This window comes from Enterococcus sp. LX10 (assembly GCF_023539285.1).
Taxonomy (GTDB): Bacteria; Bacillota; Bacilli; order Lactobacillales; family Enterococcaceae; genus Enterococcus; species Enterococcus faecalis.
Genome location: NZ_CP092784.1, coordinates 1,154,166 through 1,178,956, shown reverse-complemented (window position 1 = coordinate 1,178,956; position 24,791 = coordinate 1,154,166). Strand labels below are relative to the sequence as shown.

Sequence of the window (24,791 nt, the reverse complement as noted above, 5' to 3'; positions counted from 1 at the left end):
AGCGTGGGACAAAAATCACTTTGGATTTTTGCTCCACGCTCAAAAACTGATAAACGGCGGGAACAGAAGCAACTCCTTCTTATTTCTCGGAGTTAAACACTTCTGTCCCGACCTCTTGTTATACTAGTTGATGCAGATGATGGGACTCGAACCCACACGGACATCTGTCCACATGACCCTCAATCATGCTTGTCTGCCAATTCCAACACATCTGCATTTTAAGAGCACTTATTTATCCTAAAATAATTACTGGTCTTTGTCAAGATAACAAAGACCAGAATCGTTAGATTTGTTCTTTTTTCACTTGCCAGGACAAACGCCCATGACATTTTCCGCAGACATATCGTGTCGTATCAATTCGTCGTTTTCTGAGGATGACTTCTCCACAAGACTGACATTGGTACTGATGGAAAACTGCTTTTTTCCGTTCTACTAGAGGCGGTGCATAACGGGCACCGCCAGTCTTAGCCAATAACTCTTTAAAGTCCTTATCTTTATGCTGATAGCCTTTGCCAGCTAAATGTAAATGATAGTGACATAACTCATGCTTAATGACTTTTTCCAGTTCCTCTTGTCCATACTTTAAAAAGACAGTTGGATTAAAATCCAGGTGATGCGAAGCTAAATGATAGCGACCGCCCGTAGTTTTTAACCGCCGATTAAATGTAGCTTGATGCAGAAAAGGTTTCTGAAAAAATACGATTGAAATTTTTTCCACTAGCGTTTGAAGCGCTTGATCTGTCATCAAGACTGGTTGAGACTCTTTCATTGTTACTCTTTTCTATCAGCCCGAGGCAACATGGTTAAACTAATACGCCCCTTTTTCAAGTCAACATCTTCTACCCAAACTGTGACTACATCACCCACCGCAACAACATCCGTTGGGTGCTTAACAAATTTAGGACTTAACTTAGAAATGTGGACTAAGCCATCTTGCTTCACACCAATATCGACAAACGCACCAAAGTCAATTACGTTTCGAACAGTCCCTTGCATTTCCATTCCTGGTTTCAAATCTTCCATCGTCAACACGTCTTTACGTAAAAGTGGCGCTGACATCTCATCGCGCATATCACGACCTGGTTGGATTAAACTAGCAATAATATCCGTGAGTGTTTCTGAACCCACTTCTAACTCAGTAGCTAATTGATTCACTGGTAACTGTTTCAATTTTTCGATAGCTTCTGCTGTCCCTAATTCTTTAGAAGCAATCTCTGCTTTTTCTAAAATTGCTTGTGCTACTGGATAACTTTCTGGGTGAATGCCAGTGTTATCTAACACATTTTTGCCATTAGGAATTCGTAAAAAGCCAATTGCTTGTTCAAATGCTTTTGGTCCTAAACGAGGTACTTTTTTGACTTGATTTCGTGCTGTAAAGACACCATTTTCATCACGATAAGTGACTAAGTTTTGCGCCGTTGTTTTATTTAAGCCAGAAATATGTTGTAAAAGTTGAGCACTCGCTGTATTCACATCAACACCAACTTGGTTTACCGCAGTTTCTACAACAAAATCCAATTGCTCGGCAAGACGTTTTTGCGATACGTCATGCTGATATTGACCAACCCCGACTGCTTTGGGATCAATTTTTACTAATTCTGCCAACGGATCTTGTAAACGACGTGCAATGCTGACCGCACTTCGTTCTTCGACTTGTAAATCAGGAAACTCTTTACGAGCTACTTCACTCGCAGAGTAAACGGAAGCCCCTGCTTCATTAACAATCACGTAAAAGACGTCACGCTTCACCGCTTTTAATTGCTCTGCCACAAACAATTCAGATTCACGACTTGCCGTTCCGTTTCCAATAGCTACCATGTCCACTTGATAGTCTTCAATGATCTTTTTAAAGGCTGGACCAGCGGCTTCACGTTTCGCAGCAGTCGCTGGTTTATGTGGATAAATCACTTGAATTGCTAAAACTTTACCCGTTTCATCGACAACTGCTAATTTACAGCCTGTCCGATAAGCCGGGTCAAATCCTAGAACAACTTTTCCTTTAAGTGGTGACTGTAATAATAAATTACGTAAATTTTCACCGAAAATTGCAATCGCTTGTTCATCAGCTTTTTCTGTTAATTCATTGCGGATCTCCCGTTCAATCGCTGGTCCAATAAATCGTTTATAGCTATCTAAATAAGCAGCCTCAATGTATGGAGCAGCAAAACTTGTTGCTTGTTTGCCGATTAGTTGACGTTGGAAATAATCATTAATTTTTGTTTCATCAGCGACAAGCGAAACCTTTAAAATGTCTTCTTTTTCACCACGATTCGTTGCTAAGACACGGTGCGGCACCATTTTGCTAACTGGTTCTGCAAAATCGTAATACATTTCATAGGTCCGCTTTTCGTCTTTTTCTTCATCCTTAACTACGCTAACGTATTGTGCATGTTTAACCATATAATCACGTAACCATGTTCGGTATTTTGGTTCATCGCTAATACGTTCTGCTAAAATTTCATGAGCACCTTGCAAGGCTATCTCGGCGGTTGCAACTTCTTTTTCTTCATTAATAAAAGTAGCCGCTTTGGCTAAGATATCCGCGTTTTCAGGTAAAGAGAGCAACCAATCTGCTAATGGTTCCAACCCTTTTTCTTTCGCGATAGTCGCTTTGGTCCGACGTTTTTGTTTATATGGTCGATACAAATCTTCCACTTGTTGCATTTTTACTGCTTTTTGAATATCTGTTTTGAGTTCTTTTGTTAGTTTTCCTTGCTCTTCAATTAAACGGAGAACTTCTTCTTTCCGCTTTTTCAAGTTTTGTAGATAATGATAACGTTCTTCTATTTCACGGATTTGGACTTCATCTAAACTTCCAGTCATTTCTTTCCGGTAACGGGCAATAAAAGGAACTGTATTTCCTTCATTTAATAAAGTTAAAACCGTTGTTATTTGTTTTGAACGATACGTTGTCAATTCTTTTTGAAGTAGCGCTACTACTTCTTCGTTATAAGCTTCTGCCATTAACTAGATACCTCTTTTCTTATGCATACTTATCTATTTTAGCATATTTTTGCTTCTAAATATAGAAGTGAGGTAACTGATTCGTGCGATTAAGGAATCAAAATTCTGGTTGCCACGCAGGGGTGCGTTTTTGATATTCGATATCTTGGACAATGCCTTTTTCATTAAAAATCACACCATGCACAGAGCCGCCAAAAATAGCACCACCATCTATCCCAATTTTTCCATCACTTTGCCAAAGGTCCGTGGTCTGCATATCACCATGTAACATCGGAGTAATGGTATGCCCAAAAACAATGGTCTTGCCTGTATTATTTTTCCCTTGATGAAAGGGTTCGCGAATCCACAAAAAATCCTTAGGTGCCGTTTGCCGCCAATCTTCCATCGTTAAATCAACCCCAGCATGCACAAATAAGTAATGCTGCCATTCAAAATAAAGTGGTCGTTTTGTTAAAAAATCAATTAACTCTGGATAGCGACTACGGATCATTAAGGCCATTTCTGTTGGTGAGTATTCTGCAGTAGCTCCTGGATGCAAGAGACTTTCAATTGTTTCCTTGCCACCATTGCGAACATATCCTGCAAACCAGTCCTCTGGATTTTGAAGAAACTGCAAAAAATATTCTTCATGATTGCCTCGTAAATAAACAGCGCCGTGTTGCTCGACAAGTTCTTTTCCTTTGAGAAAACAGGCTTTAGAATGCGGACCACGGTCGTTTAAATCACCAATTAAAACTAGCTGATGCTCGACTGGGTCATAGTCTGTGAGTAAGGCATCAAACAAATCTGCTTGTCCATGAATATCACTGATTACATAAACATATGGTTTCATAAATAAGCCCTCCTAACTTGCTTATATTAAGTATACGCTAAATTTTAAAATATTCTCGTAAAATGTTTGGAAATAAAAAAGCTCTTAAAAGTTTACTTTTCAATAAACTTTTAAGAGAGTCAGCTTATTCTGTTAATATCTACGATCTACACCTGCAGATTTACTCTTGTCATAAATACTATCAAACGCTAAAATTCCTAAAGTCAGATAACTAACAGAAATAATAATAAATAATAGATATTCTCCACTAGAAATTGCTTCACCTTGAATCAAGGTTTGACTAATTTTGATTCCTTTAGTAATAGGTAGTAATTGACCTATTTTTTGAAGCCAATTAGGTAATAATCCCAGAGGAAAAATCGCACCTGATAAAATCATTATTCCATATGAAATAATCGACTCAAAAGAAGCTGTTTTAGTAAACTTTAACGTTAGGCCACACAAAAGCATCGTAAACCCAAGAATTCCGAGACTTGCAATAAAAAAAATAGGAACCAAGAGCATATGGAAGCCTAAAGTTAAATTTAAAATCACTTTTAAAATAATAAGTGCTACAAGAACTTTCACTAAATTAACGACACCCCAAATACTCGAACGAATTAAAATTAGTTTTTTCAAACCGATTGGTTGAATCATTAATTGTTCCAAAACACCCATTTGTTTTTCACTAGAAGTTGAAACTGAGGCTTCGCCAATTAAACTACTTAATAAAAACCAATAGACAAATCCAATATAAAAAGAGCTTTCCGACGTGTTTCCGCTCATTAATCCCATACCAATAAAAATAAAAATCGTAATCACTGTACTCACAATTTGGTCAGGGTAATACATTTTAATTTCAAGTAAATATTTACGAAGTTCACCAACGAATGCTTGTAGAATTTTCATGATAAACCTCCCTTAAAATTTCTTCAATGTTTTTCTTACGTTTTTCAAATCTATTAATTTGGTACCCTTGTTTGATTAAATTTTGTAGTTCTAGCTGTGCTGTTTCCTCTCCTTCAAGAATTATTTCTTTTGAGGGTTCTCCTAAAAAATTAAAAACTATTTCATACATATCAGATTCAAATTGTTTTATAAAGGTCGAATAGCTACCATAATATAATTGCTTACCGTTATTTAACAACAAGACTCGATCTGACAAGGTTTCTAAAACATCCGCTTGATGGGAGGTTAAGACAATTGTTTTTTGCTCTTGGTGCGCTAATTCTTCAATAATTTCCATAATTTCTTTATTTGACTGAAAATCTAAACCTAAGGTTGGTTCATCTAAAAATAAAATATCTGTTTCTTTAACTAACGCACAAATAATGGCTAATTTTTGTTGCATACCTCGTGAATAAGCTCCTGCCGGTTTGTGAATAGCTTGTTGCAACTGAAAGCGTTGGACCCATTGATGAACTTTTTGTTTTTCCTTCTTGTATGATTTTCCAGATAAACTTAGAAAATAACGAATATTTTCTATCCCAGATAAAAAAGGGTAGATATTGTCTACTGATTCCAAAACTGCTCCCATTTTGCTATATAGCTGAGCAGAATTATTTTTTTTAATTCCAGCATATTTTACTTCCCCCTTGGTCGCATAGATCATTCCCAACAGAATTTTAATCAAGGTTGATTTACCTGCGCCATTCTTACCAAGAATCACAAAAATTTCTCCTTTATTAATTGCAAAAGATAAATCTTCAAAAATGAGTTCTTGTCCAAATTTTTTAGTGAGGTTCTGACATTTAATCACTTCTTCCATTAAGATACATCCTTTCTGAAAATTCATGCACTAGAGGGATAGAATTACTCTCAAATGAATTTTTGGGGCATTTAAACGTTTTACTGAATCTCTTATAATAGCAACCCCCATCACAAACAGGTAAAAACTTACATTCTATACAGTCCTCTAAAGATTCATTTTTATTAATCTCTTGCGAACGGATAAAATCAAACATGAATTCACCATATTCTCTTACATGTACTTGTTGAAATTGTTTTAAACCTACTGCTTCTATACATGAATAAAGATAACCATTTGCTCCAATAATAAAATTATTTTTTTGAAACATGCTACATCCTAAAAATATATCTCTATAAAATGGTTCGTATGTATATCCCTCTTCCAGTGCTATTTTGTGTACTTCGTACCAATGAGTATCTTCTTTTAAAGTATATTCATACTGTTCATCTTTAGTATCTATGACATCACTAAATATAAGTGGATAGGTAATATTTTGTACTTTTAATTGTTGAATTAATTCAGGAATAGAATCTACATTTTCAGCATTTAGATTACAATTAATTTGAATGTTAATATCTGGATATTTTTCATTTAATAATGCTATGTTCTCCAAAATTTTATCAAAGCTACCACTTCCGTGTTTCGAAACACGAAAATTATCATGTATTAACCTCGGACCATCTAATGTAATCATAAGCTCTTTCAGACCTAAATCGTACAATCTTTGGTATTTTCTCCCCATTATAGTACCGTTAGTAACCATATTGAAATGAGTTCGCTCCCTAGGTACACTCAAAGTTTTCATAATATTTTCAGTTGATTTTGAATGAAGCATGGGTTCCCCTCCGATAAAACAAATATCCACTTGTTCTGGTTGGATGTCGTTTACAGAAACATTTATAAAATTAACAACCTCGTTAACTGTAACTTCTGTCATTACTTCTTTCTCTGAAATAACATTCTGATAACAATAACTACACTTTAAATTACAATCATAATTTAAATGAATGACATATCGTGCAACTTTGTCTGAAAATAAATATGAATTTCTTACAGGATTCAACAGTTCTTCTTTGTCAGATTTACATGTTTTATTCATATAAAACTGATGTTCTAATTCTGGATACATGGAGTCTCTATTTTCGTTATCAATGAGCATATGTTGTTTTGTTAACATATTGTAAAGCGCAGTCTGACTTTTATTTATCCTAGTTTTTACAACATACTTACTAAGTCTTTCCAATTTATTCATCCCTCTCCAACACAGCTTTATATTCATCCCTTATATTATTGTATATTGATATTTTACTTTCATTAAATTCTTGACAAATATCTTTATTGCTAAGCATAGTTTTGAAAAAGCCAAACGTTACTTGCAATGAAGGAAACATACCAAATAAAAAAAGTAATTCCTCAGGGTAATCATGTATTTGCTTGCAGTCATTATATTTTTTTACAAAAAAATTTTTATTGTTTTTCAGTTTTAATGTAGAACTATTTCTGATAAATAGATTAAAGTTTTCAAAATGATATTCATCAGTTTCAAAAGTCATTTCTATGCATATATTTTTATATAAATTATATGTTTTACAAATTTTATTCAATTCTTTCAAATCATTGATATTTTCAATTTTTATGAAATAATTATTTTCAAAAAAGCGAGAATTGTATATGTACTCCAAATAATTTTCTTCTTTATATTTTTTTTGAACTAATATACCATTTGCAACTAGCTTCTCCACTAATTCCAAATCATATTTCACCCAATCATCAATTCTATTCCATAGTTGATAAGGAACTTCAAAAACAGTGAGAGAAAAATAATTTATTATTCTTACAGTTTCTTTTCCTCTTTCTACAAATATATAATTAGATTTTTTCAACATGAGAAGCCCTCATTTCTATTATAGACAAAGTGTCATAAATATTATCACAACTTAATTCATCGCTATAACGTAACACTTCATTACCTTCTTTAGGTATAACAAATAAAGAAAAATTTTCTTTTCTAAAAAATTTTCTTTTCTCCTCCAAACCACCAATTTCTTTGACATTTCCCCTCAAATCAACATCTCCAGTTACTAAAAATGTAAAATCGCTATTTATTAGCTTCATTTTGGTGTGATACTTCTGATAATATAATATTGCCATAAAAATCCCAAGAGACGCCGAAGGTCCATCTTTAAATATATCATTATTAGTAAAATGGATATGAAAGTCTTTTATTTCATTTAAACCAAACTTCTGTTTATTATTTTTAAGCAATGTTTTCGCTATAAATACTGAATCTTTTATTTGCGAACCTACTAACCCTGTAATTACAGTAGTATCTGACTGGGCAATCTGAATTTCAAAATATTCTACAAATCTATCTTCAGAAATTGCAGGAACATAAAACATTTTTAATTCCTCCTTTTAAAAAAAACTCACTATAAAATAAAGATTTTATAGTGAGTTTTTTTATTAAATGTGTATATTTACTTGACGTTGAGTTTTTGCGCAGCAAGAATATACTTTCGAAAGATTACTTACCTCTTTCTTGACTTTACTTTTTGTGTTTTCCATCACTTTCTTTTCTACCATCGAAATTTCTGACATTTTTTTCATTACCCAATCCTCCTAAAAAAATATATTTTAATTAGGTTAAATACCTAATTATTCAATGTATAAACAATCCACCATTCATTTCCCATAATAAATCTCCTTTCTTTGTAACATAATACACAAGAATGATTTAATTAAAAATGACTTTTTTGTTCTTGACTATAAACACAATTTAAGGCATAATTATTTTTTTGTCTTTCTCCCATTCATCTAATATTTTTTCTTTTAATAGGTAATCACTTAATAACTCAGCTATATTTATTGCAGTCAAGTATTTATTATCAGCTTTGCCCAAATTTTTGTTAACAACTACTTCATATTTTCCTTCTAACATTTCCCATATTGCCCAGTTATTTAACCAGTGAGCCTGCTTTCTTATTTGCTTAGAAAATTTGATTATATTGTATAAATCCTCATATCTTTTTTTTCTAAAACAAATACTAGCAACGGAAGTGAAAACTCCATCCAAAATAACAAGCTCTAAATCATACAAGTAATTGATACTACAGATTAATTTTTTTAATATTTTACTAAATTCACCTTCATTCCATCCGTAACTATGGAGCATCTCAAAATATATCTTTGAAAGTAATAATTCGTTAATACCATAAACTTCAGGTTCTATTAATCTTTTAAAATTATTTTTCAAAAGATTTTCCATGTAGTCTACATTTTTAGTTACTACAGTACTTATTATTGAACTTTCTAATTCAATAGTTAGTTGTTCTTCTAACGGAAGATCAAAAAAATACTTTTCATATATTAACTCTAAAATCCCTTCTTTATATTTTAACCTTTCCAAGCTACCTATCACAGGGTACGTTTTAAAAACTTTATGTTTTAATTTTAAATAGTCTCTAGGCAGTTCACTTTTTTGTTCAATTAAATTTACTACAGCCACATTTAATTGCTTCGCTATAAAGTTTAGTACACTAATCGTAGTGTTTGCGTTTTCATTTTCTATTCTAGTTAATTGCCTGACAGAAAGTTTACTTTCATCTTCACAGAGGGATTCTCTAGATAATCCTTTTTTACACCTCAACATCTGGATATTTTTACCAATATCTAGCACCATAATATTCACCCTTTTTTCTCATCGTAATATAACTTTATTCAAATGTAAAGGAAAAATAAACCCAGCAAGCCACGAAATATTCATGACTTACTGGGTTGTCTCTTTTATTTTTTCTTCTTACCGCCAAACGCATCTTTCATTTTATCAAAGAAGCCTTCTTCTTGTTGTTCAGTTACATTTTGTCCGCCAGCTTTTGCAAAAGCTCGTAGGGCATCCTTTTGTTCTTCATTAAGATTTTTTGGTGTTATTAATTTCACTTTCACGTGTTGATCACCATTGCCCCCACCACGTAAACGTGGCGCACCTTTGCCTCTTAAGCGGAAGTTTGTGCCAGTTTGTGTTCCAGCCGGAATTTTTAATTTCACGTCACCATGAACAGTTGGGACAGTTACTTCGTCCCCTAGAGCCGCTTGGACGAAACTTACTGGTAAATCGTAGTAGATTTCTGCGCCATCTCGATCGAAAATATCACTATCTTCAACACGAAAGACTACATATAAATCACCATAAGGTCCACCATTGGTACCCGCTTCTCCTTGGTTAGCTAAGCGCATTTGTTGACCGTCTTCTACTCCAGCAGGCACATTTACTTTGACAGTATGTGCTTTTTTCTCATGACCTGTGCCATGACAAGTTGGACATGGTTCTTTAATTTCTTTCCCTGTGCCATGACACACATCACAAGTTTGACGACTCATCATACGACCTAATGGCGTTTGACGTTCAACATTGATTGTTCCAGAGCCATGACATTTATGACAAGTTTCTGGATGTGTGCCTGGTTTGGCGCCATTACCGCCACAGGTTGCACAAGTATCTTCTCGATTGTACTTAATCTCTTTTTCGACACCGAAAATAGCTTCTTCAAATTTCAATTGAATTGTATATTGTAAATCGGCGCCTTGTCTTGGTGCATTTGGATCAACAGAACGGCCACCGCCGCCGCCAAAGAATGAATCGAAAATATCTTCGAATCCACCAAAACCACTACTACTAAATCCACCGCCACCGAAACCGCCAAAGCCACCAGCGCCGCCACCGTAATTAGGATCAGTTCCTGCATGGCCATATTGGTCATAGGCCGCTTTTTTCTGTGGATCACTTAATACTTCATACGCTTCAGAAACTTCTTTAAATTTTTCTTCCGCATCGGCTTCTTTGTTAATATCTGGATGGTACTTTTTGGAAAGTTTGCGGTATGCTTTTTTAATTTCATCATCTGAAGCACCTTTTGCTAATCCTAGCACTTCATAATAATCTCTTTTCGTCGCCATTGACTTCCCTCCAACTTTCTTCAAACTTTACAATGTGTTTAGAACCAGCCAAATTCATCGATTGCTTTCGGTCTCTCTGGTTGGATTATCTGTCACACCTTGAATCAGTGTTACTAGCTGTGAATAGGTATTTTCAGCTTGTTTAACATCGTTGTAATCATACCACAGTTCTTTCAAAACCTAAATAGTTTCTTGCTAACTTGATTGTGGTTGATTTTCTCACAAAAGACAAGGGACTGGGACATTAGTCATTGTACTAATGATCCAGTCCCTAAAATCAATTGTTATTGATTATTTGTCATCACCATTTACTTCTTCAAAATCAGCATCAACAACATCATCAGCGCCACCTTGAGCAGCTTCAGGATTTTCTTGTGCTTGTTGTTGCGCAGCTTGTTCGTAAAGTTTTACTGTTAAGTTTTGGACGATTTCATTCAATGAATCACGTTTTGCTTTCATTTGTTCGATATCGTTTGCTTCGATGGCTGCTTTTAATTCATCACGCGCATCTTCTGCTTTTTTCACTTCTTCAGCGTCTACTTTGCCTTCTAATTCTTTCAATGTTTTATCAACAGTGAATAATAAAGCATCTGCATCGTTACGTAAGTCAACTTCTTCTTTACGTTGTTTATCTGCTTCAGCGTTTGCTTCAGCATCTTTCACCATACGTTCGATTTCATCATCAGATAAACCTGAAGAAGATTTAATCGTGATTGTTTGTTCTTTTTGAGTGCCTAAGTCTTTCGCACGAACATTTACAATCCCATTTTTATCAATGTCAAAGCTTACTTCAATTTGTGGCACACCACGAGGAGCCGCAGGAATATCTGTTAATTGGAAACGCCCTAATGTTTTATTATCAGCAGCCATTGGACGTTCACCTTGTAAAACGTGAATATCAACAGCTGGTTGATTGTCAGCAGCAGTTGAGAAAACTTGTGATTTACTTGTTGGAATCGTAGTGTTACGATCAATTAATTTTGTAAATACGCCACCCATTGTTTCAATACCTAATGACAACGGTGTTACGTCTAATAAGACAACGTCTTTAACATCACCAGTGATTACGCCACCTTGGATAGCAGCACCCATTGCTACTACTTCGTCAGGGTTAACTGATTTGTTTGGTTCTTTGTTTGTTTCTTTGCGAACAGCTTCAACTACAGCTGGAATACGTGTTGAACCACCAACTAGGATAACTTCGTCGATTTCAGAAGGATTTAATCCAGCATCTTTTAAGGCTTGACGTACTGGTACTTTTGTACGTTCAACTAAATCACTTGTTAATTCATCAAATTTTGCACGAGTTAAGTTCATTTCTAAGTGCAATGGTCCTGCTTCGCCAGCAGTAATAAATGGCAAGCTGATTTGTGTGCTTGTTACACCTGATAAGTCTTTTTTCGCTTTTTCAGCAGCATCTTTCAAACGTTGTAACGCCATTTTATCGTTAGCTAAGTCAATGCCATTTTCTTTTTTAAATTCTGCAACCATGTAGTCAATGATCTTATTATCAAAGTCATCCCCACCTAGGTTGTTATCACCTGCTGTTGATAATACATCGAAAACGCCATCGCCTAATTCAAGGATTGACACGTCGAATGTACCACCACCAAGGTCAAAGACAAGAATTTTTTCATCTTTGTCTGTTTTATCTAAACCATAAGCTAAAGCTGCTGCTGTTGGTTCGTTAACGATCCGTTCTACTTCTAAACCAGCAATTTTACCAGCATCTTTTGTTGCTTGACGTTGTGCATCGTTGAAATATGCTGGAACTGTAATAACTGCTTTTTCAACTTTTTCACCTAAATAGTCTTCAGCAAAACCTTTTAAATATTGTAAGATCATTGCAGAAACTTCTTGTGGTGTATATGATTTTCCTTCAACATCAACTTTGTAGCCAGCTTCACCCATGTGACGTTTAATAGATGAAATCGTGTTAGGATTTGTAACAGCTTGACGTTTTGCTACTTCACCCACTTGAATTTCACCGTTTTTGAATGAAACGACCGAAGGAGTTGTGCGGTTACCTTCTGGGTTTGCAATAATTTTTGCTTCGCCGCCTTCTAGCACTGCGACAGCTGAGTTTGTTGTTCCTAAGTCAATACCAATAATTTTACTCATAGTGAATATCTCCAATCTGTATTAGTTTTCTATAATAATATATTTTTAATTAACGTTTGTTATTGTGCAACAATGACCATTGATGGTCGTAACACACGATCTTGTAATTTGTACCCTTTTTGTAGAACTTCAACAATAGTATCTGCTGGGGTTTCTTCAGAAGCAGGGACTGTTTGAACGGCTTGATGTAAATTTGGATCAAAGGTTTCACCCATTGCTGGGATTTCTTCAATTCCTTCTTCTTTTAAAGCCACAGTAATACTTTCTAGCACCATCGAAATACCTTTTTTCAAGCTTTCGCCTTGTTCATCTGATACTTCAATGGCCATTGCTCGTTCTAAATTATCAATAGATGGTAAAATCTTTTTACCTAAATCTTGTGAGCGGTAACGAACTAATAATTCTCGTTCGTTTTTATTTCGATTGCTCATATTAGCAATTTCGGCTCTTGCCCGCAAGAACTTGTCTTCCATTTCGGAAAGCTCTGCTTTAAGATTTTCAATCTCTGTTGCTTCAACTTCTACTTCAGAAACGCCAGCAGCATCAACAGCTTCCATTTCTTCTTGTAATTCTTCTTGCTTCTCTTCTTTTTTACTCACTTCAGCAACTTCCTTTCTCTTTATGCATCTACTTCTTATCCTAACAAGGTTTGCTTAATTACCTAAAAAACGGTAATAGTCACCTAGTTGTGAAGCTAGCTCATGTCGAAACGTGTCTACCAAACCGAATATTTTTGAATACGGCATACTGGTTGGTCCTAGCAGGGCAATTGTTCCTTTGCCATGTCCTGATACTTCATACGTAGCAGTGATCATGCTCATATCTTCTAAGAGATTGTTGCCAATTTCTGAGCCGATACGAAAAACAATTGGATTTTCTGTTGTTGCAGAACCATTTAATAAATGCGTCAGCTCATCAGAATTTTGCATAAAGGAATAGACAGATTTCAATTGTTCAATATCTTGTTTGATGCCAAAATCTAACAAATTCATGCGACCACCGACAAAGACTTTTTCTTCAAAGGCATGTCCTAACATCTCATCGAATAAGTTCATCATTCCTTCTGGCGTTTGGAAATAGCGATGTAAAATCATCGGAATCTCCGTCCGCAAACGATGATAAACGGTCAACAAAGGTTGTCCAACCAACTTATCATTGATGATTTGTGTCATTTTTTCAAGATCTTGGCTAGAAACAGCGGCAGGAATGGCAAATACTTGGTTTTCAACATTGCCTTTATCTGTCACTATAATAGCAAGGACTTGCCGATCATTCAAAGGAACCATTCGAAAGCCGGTTAATTTCCGTTCTTTCACTTCAGGTCCTAATGAAAAAGCAGTATAACTTGTCAATTCTGATAGAATTTCAGCTGATTGTCGAATAATATCATTAATCTCATGAAATTCTTTTCCAAAAGATTGACGGATCCTTCTAAGTTCGTTCTCTTCTACTTGTGTTGGTTGTAAAAGATGATCCACGTAGTAACGATAACCAGCCATTGAGGGAATCCGCCCTGAAGAAGAATGGGTCTTAGCTAATAAGCCGTATTCTTCTAATGCTTTCATATCATTACGAATTGTGGCAGAACTAGAGGCAATGCCATCCTCCATCAATTTCTTAGAACCGACAGGTAAGCCCGTGTTCGTGTAATTTTGGATGATAAGTCTCAAGATATTTTGTTGTCTTTCTGTAATCATCGTTATTACCACCCTTCATTAGCACTCTTAACATCTAAGTGCTAACTACATATACTAATATAACAAGTCCTTACCTTTTTGTCAAGGGAAATACGCAATTTTTTAGCACTCTTCACACAAGAGTGCTAATCGCTGCAAACCACCTTCAAAAACCATCAATACCAACTTTTGTAATAAAAAAATCATCGAAATGCTTTGTCACACTTCGATGATTTTTTTATTTTTTTACTCTTTTTCACTTAACAAAAATGCTTCAAAAACATTATTCCCCACAAATAGTCCTTTTTTCGTTAAACGTAAGATATCTGCTTCTTCAATTAATAATTCTTCTTTGATTAAGCGTTGAATGACCTCTCCATAAATCGCTTCAATTGGTTCCTGAAATTTTTGTTGGAATTTTTGTTTAGAAATACCTACTTTTTTACGTAAGCCTAAAAATAGCTCCTCTTCTATTTGATTTAGACGAGTTAATTCTTCAGTCTCCACAATTGGCAATTGATTTTCTCGCAAGGGTTTCAAATAATGTTGGATTGGACCGTGATTTTTGTAACGAGTTTGCCCAAGATAGCCGCTGGCACCTGCGCCAAATCCATAGTAGTGGTCATTATTCCAATAAGCCAGATTATGCTGGCTTTCTTTTCCTGTTAAAGCAAAATTACTGACTTCATATTGGTGCCGTCCTTTTTTCTCCATTGCTTCAATCGTTTCGTCAAACATCTGTGCTTCGATTTCTTCTTCAGGCAGCTGTAATCGTCCTTGACGAACCCAGTTCATGAACATTGTTTTATTTTCAAGAATTAATGAATAAAGCGAATAGTGCGGCAAATCCAATGCTAAGGCTCTTGTCAAAGTATCGCGAAAACTTTCCAATGTTTGTCCAGGTAAAGCATAGATTAAGTCAATACTGACATTGGTAAAATTTTCTTTCTCTAAAAATTTCATTGTTTCATAAACATCTGCGGCGGTGTGCTTGCGGCCGATTTTTTTGAGCAAGCGATCATCAAATGTCTGAACGCCCATCGAAAGACGATTGACGCCATAGTTTTTCATGACTTGTAATTTTTCTTGGGTTAAATCACCAGGGTTTGCTTCCACCGTAAATTCATTTCGGTCATCAAATGTTAGCTGTTCGCGAACCCCTTTTAGTAGCACATCTAACTGTTTCGCTGATAATGAAGTTGGCGTGCCTCCGCCAATATAGATGGTTTTCATTTCTTGTTCTGGATACAATGCTTGCGTAAGTTGAATTTCTTTTAATAAACTCTGAATATATTCATCAACTGGTTGACCTTCTAAAAAGACCTTATTAAAATCGCAATAATAACAAATATGCTCACAAAATGGAATATGAATATAGGCCGACCGATCGAACATCGGCGTTGAAGTTGAAAGTTGGTTTGTTTTGGTCATTAGCTCGTTTTATCTCCTTATTACCAAAAAGCTCGTTCTTTTTGGAAAGTCTCTACTAGCCATACTAACTGTAAATGACAAATAAATCCATAAAAAAATTCGCACAGTCACTTAAAACAACCACGAGGAGCTGTCATAAAAACCGACACCTCCTCAACCTTGAAAGAAAAGTAAAAAAATTTTTCTATATATAATAGTACAAATCAGTTACAGTAATTGACCGTAACGTTTGACGTATAAAACTTTAATGAACGCAACCAGTGCCAAATAAGCAACAATTGTCGGGATTAAATACAAGAAATAGCTTGGTGATAAACCGACAAATCCTAGTTCTGCACCGAAAGCGGTAAAGGGTAAAACAGTTCCGAGAACAATCCCTGCTGTAGTGACTAACGTCATAATTCCAGAAGCACTACTTTGAAGGAAAGGCATCTTTTCTGTTCGTAGGAAATGCAAGACGAGCATTTGGGACCATAAGGACTCAATGAACCACCCTGCATGGAAAATACCAATAAAGAGCAATTGATCTGCTCCATTTAATTCAAAGAATGAGCCACCTAGGATAGCCGGACACACAATGAAATACATAAATAAATAGGTAACAATATCAAAAATAGAACTCGTTGGGCCAAACCAACGCATAAAATTACCAATTGATTTTGGTTCCCATTTTTTTGGTTTTTCTACGTATTCTTCATCTACTTTGTCCCAAGGAACTGACATGCACGAAGTATCGTAAATTAGATTTAATAATAGCGATTGAATCGGAGCAATCGGTAAAAATGGTAAAAAGATACTTGCTGGGATCACGGAAAAAACATTGCCAAAATTAGAACTTGCTGTTAATTTGACGTACTTCATCGTGTTCGTAAACACGCGCCGTCCAGATAAAATTCCTTTTTCCAAAACCATTAAATCTTTTCTCAATAAAATTACATCCGCCGATTCTTTCGCCACATCGACAGCTGTATCAACAGAGATTCCCACATCAGCAGCACGCATTGCTCCAGCATCATTTATTCCATCACCTAAAAAGCCAACAGTTTGACCATTTTCAGTTAACGCATTTACAATACGAACTTTTTGGTCAGGCGTAATTTTGGCGAAAATATTATACGCTTGAACGGTTTTTCTTAATTCTTCTTGGTTTAATTGTTGAAGTTCATTTCCTGTAATAATTTTTTCGCCAGCCAGACCAACTTCTTTACAAACAGAATGCGTCACATATTGATTGTCCCCCGTTAATACTTTCACAGCTACATTATGTTGATGCAAGGCGTGAATAGCTGCCGCTGCTGTTTCTTTTGGCGGATCCAAGAAGGCAAGATAACCTTGTAAAATCAACTCTGATTCATCTTTAGTTGTATACTCCCATTCAGCCGCTTCGACTTTTTTATCGGCAATTGCTAGAACGCGCAAACCATCTCGATTTAAAGCTTCAACGTCTTTGGTAATTTTTTGACGTAGCGTCTCTGTTAAGGGCACAATTTCGCCATTTAAAAGTACCTGTGTGCAGACCAAGAGCATTTCTTCAACCGCACCTTTGGTAATTAAGCGTGTTTCTCGCGTTTTAAACTCTTTGATAATCACGCTCATTCGACGTCGATTGAAATCGAAAGGAATTTCATCTACTTTATAAAAATCATCTGATCGTATATCACTTTCTTGCGTCGCCGCTTGAATAACGGCGTTATCCATTAAATTACGCAAACCTGTTTGAAAATAACTGTTTAGAAATGCTAAATCCAAGACTTTTTGATCTTCTTGGCACCCAATATTATAGTGGTATTCTAAAATTACTTTATCTTGTGTTAAGGTACCTGTTTTATCCGTACAAAGTACATCCATCCCGCCAAAATTTTGAATGGCATTGACATTTTTCATAATCGTGCCTTCTTTAGCCATTTCTCGAGAACCTTTGACTAAATTGGTTGTTACAATCATGGGTAACATTTCTGGTGTCAAGCCGACAGCTGTGGCAATCGCGAACATTAATGCTTCCACCCAATCGCCTTTTGTTAACCCATTAATTAGAAAAACAGTTGGCGTAATGACCAACATAAAGCGAATCAGCACCCACGTTGTTTTATTAATTCCTGTTTCAAAACTCGTCTGCTGCTGCTCTTCTCCGTTATCAGAAGCCATCCGTCCGAATAAAGTTTGATTACCAACTTTAATGACAATGCCCAAACCAGTGCCACTAATTACATTTGTTCCTAAAAACAAAAGATTGTCGTATTCTGTATCAATTTGATCACTATCTTTTTGATGAGTCGCGTGTTTTTCAATGGGAAAACTCTCTCCAGTCAAGGATGATTGGGAAACAAATAAGTCCTTAGATTGGATTAAACGTAAATCGGCTGGAATCATATCGCCAGCGGATAGTTGGACTAAGTCGCCACACACAACTTCCTCAATTGGAATTTCCATTTGCTTCTTGTCACGAATGACTGTCGCTGTAACTTTAATCATATTTTGTAATTTTTCAACTGCATTGCTTGATTTGACTGATTGGACAAAACTCATCGTGCCGCTTAAGATGACCATCGCTAACATAATTAACACGCCAGTAACATCTTTTTCCTCTGGCGCAGCATAGACATATTCTGTAAAGAATGAAATCGTGGCTAGTGCTAATAACACCAAAGTAAACGGCGTGATATACGATTTTATAAAAAGTCGCAGCCGTGAAGCTTTTTTTTCATTCATAATTTTGTTGCGGCCATAACGTTCTTGTAATTCCTCAATATCTTGGTGTTTAATGCCATCCCAAGTTGAGCCAAAACGTTGTAAAACTTTTTCTACTTCTGAATGGGCAAACTTTTTGTAACTATAGTCATGGCCCAAGTGACGCATTTTCTTTTCCATTTTCTTTCACCTCATTTATCTGTTGTTGACTTGAATTGACGAGCGGTTCATCTTCCATTTTCCTCACCCTTTCCACAAAAAAAGACACGCTGAAAACTCAACGTGTCAAAGAATAATCGTTCTTATCGTTGAGCTTTAGCACTATACAACGTAAAAAGCGATTGCTTTTAGCTACCTTAAGAAAAGCCTTCATTCGACAGTTCCTGTTCTACCCATTGGCGTCTCTCGACATTTTTGGGCAGTAGCCTATGTTTGTATAGGAGCCTCACCTAACAAATCTTATTTAATTACAACAGCAAGTATAATTCTTCCATGAAAAAATAACGATATAGAAAAAGTTTTTAGTAGATAACTTTTTGTCCATTCAGTAACAAAAAGAAAAATAATCCGCTTATTTACTATGGTTTTCTGGTATGATTCGTATTTATTCATAGAATCATAACTGGTTAAATTAATCTAAAGACCGTCAGATAGCCTTGTCGAGAAGCTCTTCTTCTGCTATTTTTTGTATAGTTAAAGAAACGGCGGTGAGGAAAATGAAATTACAACAACTAGAATATTTTATGGCAGTTTCAAAGTATGCGAGTTTTACTTTAGCTTCTCAAAAGCTCCATACGAGTCAACCTTATTTAAGTACCCAGCTCAAGGAGTTGGAACGTGAATTAGGTGCTTCATTAATTTTAAGAGACAAGAAACATTGTCGGCTTTCTCCAGCAGGCGAAGTCGTCGCCAAGCGAACAGAGATGATTTTTGCACTCATTAAGGAAGCGCAAGAAGAGATTAATGAATTAGTGACCCAAGGATCGACAACGACCATTCGGATTGGAACAAACTTAATTGATATAGATAAAGCATTTGGAGAAGTCTTGTTGTTATTTAATCAATCCTATCCGTATGTAAGTATTGATTTTAAGTATTATTACGATCTTGAAACAGCCTTGGAAACAGATTTAATTGACATTGGGATTGGGATATTTTTGGATACCTCGATTCCATTAGAGAAAGAATTAATTTATACAGAAAGCTATCTCCTTTGTGTCAATAAAAATCATCCTTTAGCCCATGCCGATAGCGTAACGATTGACGAAATTCGTTCTTTACTTTTTGCTGCATATTCCGATCAAGTATATGAAAAAAAAGTGTTTAAACGTTGGGAACGTAAAATCAATTGGGAAAATCGGCAAATCGTCATCGAACTCCCTTCTCTTCATTTAGTCTTAGACATGGTCCAACGAGAAAAAGCCTGTAGCATCCTTCCCTATTCACTCACTGATGAACTAAACAGACGTAACTTAGTTGGTATTCCTCTGGAAGATAGTCCAGAACGAGCCATCTATTTAGTTCAGAATAATCATCACGGACATTGTGAAGCACACCGTTATTTATTCGAACAATTACGTTATTTATTCTAGGAATAGAAAAAGGAGGAATTCCCATGGAACTATTTCGTTTACATTATTTTTTAGAGTTATGCAAAGTGAAACAATTTACTAAAGCAGCCGAAAATTTAGCAATTTCTCAAGCTGCATTAAGTAAGCAAATAAAAATTCTTGAAGCAACGTTAGGCGCTGAACTTTTTAATCGCCAAGGCCAAACTACCACCTTAACACCAGCTGGATTAATTTTAGAAAAATATTGTTGGCGCATCACCAATGAGTTGGTCTCAATTGAAGAAGAGCTAAAAGAAATTAATCATTCTTCCAACCATATTTATGTAGCCACTTATCTCTGTGATTTAGAATATAAATTGAATGACTTACTAATGACAACATTAACGGATCGTTCATCCAACTTACAAGTCCACACTATTATTACAGAAAATATTCTTCAATCCTTGGAAACAATGGATGCAGATTTTGGTATTTCCTTTGCTGACCTACCATTACCTGAACATATTGGTAAAATTGATTTATTTACAGCAAATTATCAATTCATTTTAAGAAACGATCATCCAGCTTTGGCCAAAGCCACGACGGAAGAAATTTTAAAAGAACTAACAATGTACCCCTTCGTCCGTTTAAATACCGAATTTTCCGAGCAAAACAAATTAACCAATTGGCTAGATACTACGTTTTCTAATTTTTCTCCAGAGAAAGTCATTCAAGTGGATACTCTTTCACTTATTACTCACTTGGTGTCTCATTCCGATAGTTTCGCTATTGTCCCCGAATACACAAATATTCAACTTTTAGACAATTCGATTCATACACTGACTTACCAAGAACTACCTAAACGAAACATGGCAGTTTATTATTTAAAAGAACGTTACATGAGTCGACAACTTCAACAACTTTTGGCTGAATGCCAAAAACAATTTCAATAGTAAAAACCAAGACTAGAGCTTGTCGGCAAGCGAGTTCCAGTCTTGGTTTTTATTTGTGTTTTCAGGTAGCGGCTTCTCTTCCTTTGACAAATCCTAAAGAAGTGATAGCCATCACTAACGAAGTGCCTCCTTGACTTAAAAACGGAAGCGGAATACCTTTTAACGGCAACAGTCCAATCACCGCACCGATATTCTCCACCGTTTGAAAAACCAACGAAAAAATGAGGGCGACACAGATGTACATACAAAAACGCGAATTGCTCCGCAAGCCAGCTACTAAAACTTGATAAAACAAGTAAAAATAGAGAAAAACAACGGTGGCACTGCCCACAAAGCCCCAGGCTTCCCCAATAAAAGTAAAAACCATATCAGACTCACGAACAGGAACATACACTTCAATCCCATGTACACCCTTGCCGAATAAACCACCCGAACCGATTGCCAATAAGCCTTGTACTTGTTGATAGGAGATTTTATCGACATAATCATAGGGATGAATCCATGCTAAAATTCGATCCAATTGATATTGTTTAAAATGTAAAAAGAAGAGTACTTTGTGCCCCCACTCTGTAAAGACTAACAGAATCAAGACCACGCCTAACGTTGCTAAAGCGCTGAAAATAATGATTAAAATTTTGCGATCAATTCCTGAAATAACTAAAAGAGATAGGATAATCGTTACGAAAACAAGGGATGTTCCAAAATCTTTTTGTACCGCCATCAAGAAAAAAACAGGGACACTAACCGCAACGATTTTTTTTAGAAGTTGCTTGTCTGAACGCCATTTATCAGACCAGTCTTGTTGCTCGTGTTGGACAATAATTTTTGCCAACATTAAAATAAACGCAATTTTCGCAATTTCTGATGGCTGAAATTTAATAAACCCTAAATCTAACCAGCGCTTTGTGCCCGTCAATAAATACATTCCTTTATCATAGGAAAAATACAAAGCGCTCATCAAGATTAATGAAAACCCATAGAAAAAAGGAGCTACTTTCCAAATAAACTTCTGTGACAGCCGACTAGCTAAAAACATGCCTGCATAGCCAACAAAAATAAAGAAAAGTTGTTTTAATGCTGGCACAGTTCCATCTTTTCCTTCATTAACGGCAATCCAATATTGCACACCAGAAGATAAAAGTGTGAGTAAAAAAATGGGCAATAATAAATCATAATTAAGATGTAAGTTGAATTTTTTTGTATTGACCATTTAACTGCCGCCTTTCGTTTGCAATAATTTTAATGACGATTCCTAATGCCACTGAAAAGATTAAATAGCTTGTCCCACCGTAACTAACAAACGGTAAAGGAATTCCTGTCATTGGAATCAAACCCAAAACGCCACCAATGTTAATCGCCGTTTGAGCTAAAATCAAGGTCCCGACCCCTAACAAAAACAAGCCGTAACAATGATTTTTTATTACACAACTACTCCGCAAAATCGAGGCCGCTAAAAATAACAAAAGAAATAGCAATAGTAAGCCGCCAATCAGACCAAGTTCTTCCACAATCACCGCAAAAATAAAATCGGTTTGACCTTCTGGCAAGCCACCTTTTTTTACCATACCATTGGCTAGTCCGGTGCCCCAAAACCCACCGTTATACATTGCTAAATAGGCCATTGAAGGCTGAAATCCGCGATCATGAAAGGATAAAAACGGATTTTTCAAAACAACTAAGCGGTCATACACATGCGCAAAAAAATGTGGTAAGTACTGGTGATCCCCTAGAAAAATAATTATTTTAGAAAGAAGCGCCGCGCTAGCAACGACAATCCCCGCAGCAATTACACTAAATTTTGCATGAATACTTGCTGAGAAAATCAAGACACTGCCAATAACTAAAATAAGAATAGCCCCGCCAACTTTGGGTTGGATCAAAACTAAAAATGCAACGACCAACACAAACAGCCATTGTTTCCTTAACTGCTTCGTTGTCAAGCCATTTTCTTTTTCACCTAAATAACAGCTCAAATAATAAATAATCGCAAAATTACAAAGTTCTGATGGCTGAAATTGGATTCCAAAGAGAGAAATCCAACGTTGTGCGCCATTCGCTGCTACACCAAAAAAAGGTAGTCGAACCATTAACAGTAATAGTACCGAAACTAAAAGCAGTCCAATCGCAATTTTTTTATTAAATAACACTTCTAGTCGAACTTTGTAAATCACGAACATTAGCACCCAGCTGAGACACATAATAATGCCTTGTTTAATAAACACAGCAGTGGGCTTCACGCCTTGCATCAGCAAGTCATAGCTACTGGCGCTATAAATCATTAACGCGCCAATAATACTTAATATAATAAAGGTCAAAAGAATTTTTGTTAGACCTAAAGTACGTAGATTCATTCTCTCACCTCTATCTTTTTCTAATTAAATCAATCTTACCAGTCTGAATTAGAAAACAAATAGAGAGTTTTTTATAGAACTATTACTAAGCTTACATAACAAAAAGTAGCTAGACTTGGTTCATTTCACCTAGTTTCGCTACTTTTAAAAAAAACATTTATATAATTTTTGTGTGTTGCTCACATTTCTGATAAATTTTTCCAAACTTATCTCTTTCTAAATACTGATAATCTACTAAATACCGTCTCAAAAGTGCATAATCTTCATAGATTTCTCTAAGTCGCTGATTGACTTCTTTTTCCGTATATTCTTTCCCAAATTCAAATTGGTTGGCCACACGTTGAAACACTTGGACTTTTTTCGCATTTTTCTTGGGAATAACCAGCAACTTTCCTTCTTTAAAAAAATTTTCAACCATGTTTATTCTCCTTTTTTGTTTTGACTATTGTTTAGAAAATTGTTGATTCAGTTTTTCTTTCTGTTTATCGGTCCATTTGCCAGCGACTTCATTGACAATTGTTTCAGCAAAATCGCCTACTTTTTCTCCCGTAATATTTTTGATAGGTGTTCCGTTAGCAGCTCCTTCTTCAAACAAATCAAGTAAATCAGTCAACGCATTGAACATATTGGCTCCGCTATGATCTGAAAAATGCCATGCATATTTTTCAATTTCTTGAAATACTTGTCGATACTCTGCTGGTAATGCTGCAATCCGTCGTTTATATTCTTTGTACTCTTTTTTATCCCCAATAACTTTTTTGATCAACGCTTTAAAATCTGACATGCTCTATCCCTCCATTTTTTTCATCTTGTTTACTTGTTTTGAAAGCAACGTCCAACGCTGCCAAAAATCAGCGAGTTCTGCTTCTCCTGATGAGGTTAAGCGATAGAACTTCCGCATTGGTCCTTTTTCTGAAGGCTTTTTTTCAGCTATAACCCATTGATTTTTTTCTAAACGCAGTAAAATCGTATAAACGGTTCCTTCAACAATTTCAGTAAAACCTTGGTCATTTAAAATTTTTGTAATTTCATAACCATATGTTTCTTTCCTTTGGATGATGGCTAAAACTAAACCTTCTAAAATGCCTTTTAGCAACTCTGTCTGCTTCACTGCTTTTCCTCCCCAAACTACTATTTAGTACTATGTACCACTACATAATAATACTGAGTACCGGTTCTGTCAACTACTTTGTAATAAAAAGTAGTAAAGGAGCGTGGGACAAAAATCACTTTGGATTTTTGCTCCACGCTCAAAAACTAATAAACGGCGGGAACAGAAGCAACACTACGCGTTGCTCCGATCTCAACAACTTCTAAGGTGTTTTCTCGACATGCGTCTCGTCACAGTACAGCCTTCAAAAGAGCTACAGCTCTAAGAGTTGCGATGTTTCACTGTGAAGCATGAACAGATGAAATCATCGTACCTACTTGGTGAAGGTCCTTCGGGAATAAGCCGAAATTGTTGAGAATCACGAAGAACGTAGTGATTCGATGATGAACAATACCTACTTCGCAGAGCTCCGATCTCATCAATCTCTAAGTG

At 35.7% G+C, this 24,791-nt stretch carries 24 protein-coding genes, 1 tRNA gene and 1 riboswitch; of the genes, 2 read left to right on the top strand and 23 right to left on the bottom strand.

Going from position 1 to position 24,791, the window contains the following annotated elements; genetic code table 11:
- Positions 1 to 131: 131 nt before the first annotated feature.
- From MKZ30_RS05670 to mgtA, 18 genes are all read right to left on the bottom strand, one after another.
- Positions 132 to 215, bottom strand: a tRNA-Leu gene (locus tag MKZ30_RS05670).
- Positions 216 to 283: 68 nt separating this feature from the next.
- A complete protein-coding gene (locus MKZ30_RS05665; RefSeq protein ID WP_033600782.1) occupies positions 284 to 745 on the bottom strand; it encodes a SprT family protein in 462 nt (153 codons plus the stop codon).
- A 26-nt stretch (positions 746 to 771) separates the two neighbouring features.
- A complete protein-coding gene (locus MKZ30_RS05660; RefSeq protein ID WP_002381943.1) occupies positions 772 to 2,964 on the bottom strand; it encodes a Tex family protein in 2,193 nt (730 codons plus the stop codon).
- A gap of 97 nt (positions 2,965 to 3,061) precedes the next feature.
- Positions 3,062 to 3,796, bottom strand: a complete 735-nt coding sequence (locus MKZ30_RS05655; protein WP_002377683.1) for a metallophosphoesterase family protein — start codon at positions 3,794 to 3,796, stop codon at positions 3,062 to 3,064.
- 132 nt (positions 3,797 to 3,928) lie between these two features.
- Positions 3,929 to 4,684, bottom strand: coding sequence for an ABC transporter permease (locus tag MKZ30_RS05650; RefSeq protein WP_002419805.1), 756 nt, complete (start codon positions 4,682 to 4,684; stop codon positions 3,929 to 3,931).
- Positions 4,656 to 5,543: an ABC transporter ATP-binding protein gene (locus MKZ30_RS05645; protein ID WP_033600781.1), complete on the bottom strand. Its 888-nt coding sequence runs from the start codon at positions 5,541 to 5,543 to the stop codon at positions 4,656 to 4,658. The genes MKZ30_RS05650 and MKZ30_RS05645 overlap by 29 nt, the downstream gene beginning before the upstream one ends.
- Complete coding sequence (locus MKZ30_RS05640; RefSeq protein ID WP_033600779.1) at positions 5,527 to 6,777, bottom strand: radical SAM/SPASM domain-containing protein; 1,251 nt, start codon at positions 6,775 to 6,777, stop codon at positions 5,527 to 5,529. Before MKZ30_RS05640 ends, MKZ30_RS05645 begins: the two co-directional genes overlap by 17 nt.
- The gene (locus MKZ30_RS05635) at positions 6,770 to 7,411 is read right to left on the bottom strand and encodes a hypothetical protein (protein ID WP_033600778.1); all 642 of its coding nucleotides are present in this window, start codon (positions 7,409 to 7,411) and stop codon (positions 6,770 to 6,772) included. The genes MKZ30_RS05640 and MKZ30_RS05635 overlap by 8 nt, the downstream gene beginning before the upstream one ends.
- The gene (locus MKZ30_RS05630; RefSeq protein WP_016615759.1) at positions 7,395 to 7,925 is read right to left on the bottom strand and encodes a S16 family serine protease; all 531 of its coding nucleotides are present in this window, start codon (positions 7,923 to 7,925) and stop codon (positions 7,395 to 7,397) included. Before MKZ30_RS05630 ends, MKZ30_RS05635 begins: the two co-directional genes overlap by 17 nt.
- Before the next feature lie 63 nt (positions 7,926 to 7,988).
- Positions 7,989 to 8,132 (bottom strand): hypothetical protein, encoded by a 144-nt coding sequence (locus tag MKZ30_RS05625; RefSeq protein WP_002384628.1) that lies wholly within the window; start codon positions 8,130 to 8,132, stop codon positions 7,989 to 7,991.
- Between the two features lie 169 nt (positions 8,133 to 8,301).
- Positions 8,302 to 9,204 (bottom strand): helix-turn-helix domain-containing protein, encoded by a 903-nt coding sequence (locus MKZ30_RS05620; protein WP_033600777.1) that lies wholly within the window; start codon positions 9,202 to 9,204, stop codon positions 8,302 to 8,304.
- 104 nt (positions 9,205 to 9,308) lie between these two features.
- Positions 9,309 to 10,478 carry a molecular chaperone DnaJ gene (dnaJ, locus tag MKZ30_RS05615; protein ID WP_002357822.1) on the bottom strand — a complete coding sequence of 390 codons (1,170 nt, stop codon included), beginning with the start codon at positions 10,476 to 10,478 and terminating at the stop codon, positions 9,309 to 9,311.
- Positions 10,479 to 10,532: 54 nt separating this feature from the next.
- Positions 10,533 to 10,655, bottom strand: a complete 123-nt coding sequence (locus tag MKZ30_RS13320) for a hypothetical protein (protein WP_002357824.1) — start codon at positions 10,653 to 10,655, stop codon at positions 10,533 to 10,535.
- Positions 10,656 to 10,769: 114 nt separating this feature from the next.
- Positions 10,770 to 12,599, bottom strand: coding sequence for a molecular chaperone DnaK (gene dnaK, locus MKZ30_RS05610; protein ID WP_002357825.1), 1,830 nt, complete (start codon positions 12,597 to 12,599; stop codon positions 10,770 to 10,772).
- 59 nt (positions 12,600 to 12,658) lie between these two features.
- Positions 12,659 to 13,198, bottom strand: a complete 540-nt coding sequence (grpE, locus tag MKZ30_RS05605; RefSeq protein WP_002357827.1) for a nucleotide exchange factor GrpE — start codon at positions 13,196 to 13,198, stop codon at positions 12,659 to 12,661.
- A 54-nt stretch (positions 13,199 to 13,252) separates the two neighbouring features.
- Positions 13,253 to 14,296, bottom strand: coding sequence for a heat-inducible transcriptional repressor HrcA (gene hrcA, locus MKZ30_RS05600; RefSeq protein WP_002357828.1), 1,044 nt, complete (start codon positions 14,294 to 14,296; stop codon positions 13,253 to 13,255).
- Positions 14,297 to 14,521: 225 nt separating this feature from the next.
- Complete coding sequence (gene hemW / locus MKZ30_RS05595; protein ID WP_002360468.1) at positions 14,522 to 15,670, bottom strand: radical SAM family heme chaperone HemW; 1,149 nt, start codon at positions 15,668 to 15,670, stop codon at positions 14,522 to 14,524.
- A gap of 243 nt (positions 15,671 to 15,913) precedes the next feature.
- Complete coding sequence (mgtA, locus tag MKZ30_RS05590; protein WP_033600776.1) at positions 15,914 to 18,574, bottom strand: magnesium-translocating P-type ATPase; 2,661 nt, start codon at positions 18,572 to 18,574, stop codon at positions 15,914 to 15,916.
- Between the two features lie 113 nt (positions 18,575 to 18,687).
- Positions 18,688 to 18,858: riboswitch (M-box (ykoK) riboswitch) on the bottom strand.
- Positions 18,859 to 19,110: 252 nt separating this feature from the next.
- On the opposite strand from mgtA, the gene MKZ30_RS05585 reads away from it, so the two are divergent.
- Both MKZ30_RS05585 and MKZ30_RS05580 read left to right on the top strand, forming a co-directional pair.
- Entirely contained in the window at positions 19,111 to 19,986 is an 876-nt protein-coding gene (locus MKZ30_RS05585; protein WP_033600774.1) for a LysR family transcriptional regulator, read from the top strand.
- 23 nt (positions 19,987 to 20,009) lie between these two features.
- The gene (locus tag MKZ30_RS05580) at positions 20,010 to 20,897 is read left to right on the top strand and encodes a LysR family transcriptional regulator (RefSeq protein WP_002357832.1); all 888 of its coding nucleotides are present in this window, start codon (positions 20,010 to 20,012) and stop codon (positions 20,895 to 20,897) included.
- A gap of 61 nt (positions 20,898 to 20,958) precedes the next feature.
- On the opposite strand, the gene rodA2 is transcribed toward MKZ30_RS05580, so the two are convergent.
- From rodA2 to MKZ30_RS05555, 5 genes are all read right to left on the bottom strand, one after another.
- Entirely contained in the window at positions 20,959 to 22,107 is a 1,149-nt protein-coding gene (gene rodA2, locus MKZ30_RS05575; protein WP_002357833.1) for a peptidoglycan glycosyltransferase RodA2, read from the bottom strand.
- On the bottom strand, positions 22,073 to 23,248 hold the full coding sequence (ftsW2, locus tag MKZ30_RS05570) for a peptidoglycan glycosyltransferase FtsW2 (protein WP_002377695.1): 1,176 nt from the start codon (positions 23,246 to 23,248) through the stop codon (positions 22,073 to 22,075). Before ftsW2 ends, rodA2 begins: the two co-directional genes overlap by 35 nt.
- A 157-nt stretch (positions 23,249 to 23,405) precedes the next feature.
- Positions 23,406 to 23,666 carry a DUF2087 domain-containing protein gene (locus MKZ30_RS05565; RefSeq protein WP_002360471.1) on the bottom strand — a complete coding sequence of 87 codons (261 nt, stop codon included), beginning with the start codon at positions 23,664 to 23,666 and terminating at the stop codon, positions 23,406 to 23,408.
- A gap of 24 nt (positions 23,667 to 23,690) precedes the next feature.
- Complete coding sequence (locus MKZ30_RS05560; RefSeq protein WP_249958799.1) at positions 23,691 to 24,032, bottom strand: DUF1048 domain-containing protein; 342 nt, start codon at positions 24,030 to 24,032, stop codon at positions 23,691 to 23,693.
- A 3-nt stretch (positions 24,033 to 24,035) separates the two neighbouring features.
- Positions 24,036 to 24,359, bottom strand: coding sequence for a PadR family transcriptional regulator (locus tag MKZ30_RS05555; protein WP_002357837.1), 324 nt, complete (start codon positions 24,357 to 24,359; stop codon positions 24,036 to 24,038).
- Between the last annotated feature and the right edge of the window lie 432 nt (positions 24,360 to 24,791).

Coding starts and splice junctions, on each gene's coding strand:
- MKZ30_RS05665 (WP_033600782.1), bottom strand. CDS start 745: ATGACAGATCAAGCGCTTCAAACGCTAGTGGAAAAAATTTCAATCGTA.
- MKZ30_RS05660 (WP_002381943.1), bottom strand. CDS start 2,964: ATGGCAGAAGCTTATAACGAAGAAGTAGTAGCGCTACTTCAAAAAGAA.
- MKZ30_RS05655 (WP_002377683.1), bottom strand. CDS start 3,796: ATGAAACCATATGTTTATGTAATCAGTGATATTCATGGACAAGCAGAT.
- MKZ30_RS05650 (WP_002419805.1), bottom strand. CDS start 4,684: ATGAAAATTCTACAAGCATTCGTTGGTGAACTTCGTAAATATTTACTT.
- MKZ30_RS05645 (WP_033600781.1), bottom strand. CDS start 5,543: ATGGAAGAAGTGATTAAATGTCAGAACCTCACTAAAAAATTTGGACAA.
- MKZ30_RS05640 (WP_033600779.1), bottom strand. CDS start 6,777: ATGAATAAATTGGAAAGACTTAGTAAGTATGTTGTAAAAACTAGGATA.
- MKZ30_RS05635 (WP_033600778.1), bottom strand. CDS start 7,411: ATGTTGAAAAAATCTAATTATATATTTGTAGAAAGAGGAAAAGAAACT.
- MKZ30_RS05630 (WP_016615759.1), bottom strand. CDS start 7,925: ATGTTTTATGTTCCTGCAATTTCTGAAGATAGATTTGTAGAATATTTT.
- MKZ30_RS05625 (WP_002384628.1), bottom strand. CDS start 8,132: ATGAAAAAAATGTCAGAAATTTCGATGGTAGAAAAGAAAGTGATGGAA.
- MKZ30_RS05620 (WP_033600777.1), bottom strand. CDS start 9,204: ATGGTGCTAGATATTGGTAAAAATATCCAGATGTTGAGGTGTAAAAAA.
- dnaJ (WP_002357822.1), bottom strand. CDS start 10,478: ATGGCGACGAAAAGAGATTATTATGAAGTGCTAGGATTAGCAAAAGGT.
- dnaK (WP_002357825.1), bottom strand. CDS start 12,599: ATGAGTAAAATTATTGGTATTGACTTAGGAACAACAAACTCAGCTGTC.
- hrcA (WP_002357828.1), bottom strand. CDS start 14,296: ATGATTACAGAAAGACAACAAAATATCTTGAGACTTATCATCCAAAAT.
- hemW (WP_002360468.1), bottom strand. CDS start 15,670: ATGTTCGATCGGTCGGCCTATATTCATATTCCATTTTGTGAGCATATT.
- mgtA (WP_033600776.1), bottom strand. CDS start 18,574: ATGGAAAAGAAAATGCGTCACTTGGGCCATGACTATAGTTACAAAAAG.
- MKZ30_RS05585 (WP_033600774.1), top strand. CDS start 19,111: ATGAAATTACAACAACTAGAATATTTTATGGCAGTTTCAAAGTATGCG.
- MKZ30_RS05580 (WP_002357832.1), top strand. CDS start 20,010: ATGGAACTATTTCGTTTACATTATTTTTTAGAGTTATGCAAAGTGAAA.
- rodA2 (WP_002357833.1), bottom strand. CDS start 22,107: ATGGTCAATACAAAAAAATTCAACTTACATCTTAATTATGATTTATTA.
- ftsW2 (WP_002377695.1), bottom strand. CDS start 23,248: ATGAATCTACGTACTTTAGGTCTAACAAAAATTCTTTTGACCTTTATT.
- MKZ30_RS05565 (WP_002360471.1), bottom strand. CDS start 23,666: ATGGTTGAAAATTTTTTTAAAGAAGGAAAGTTGCTGGTTATTCCCAAG.
- MKZ30_RS05560 (WP_249958799.1), bottom strand. CDS start 24,032: ATGTCAGATTTTAAAGCGTTGATCAAAAAAGTTATTGGGGATAAAAAA.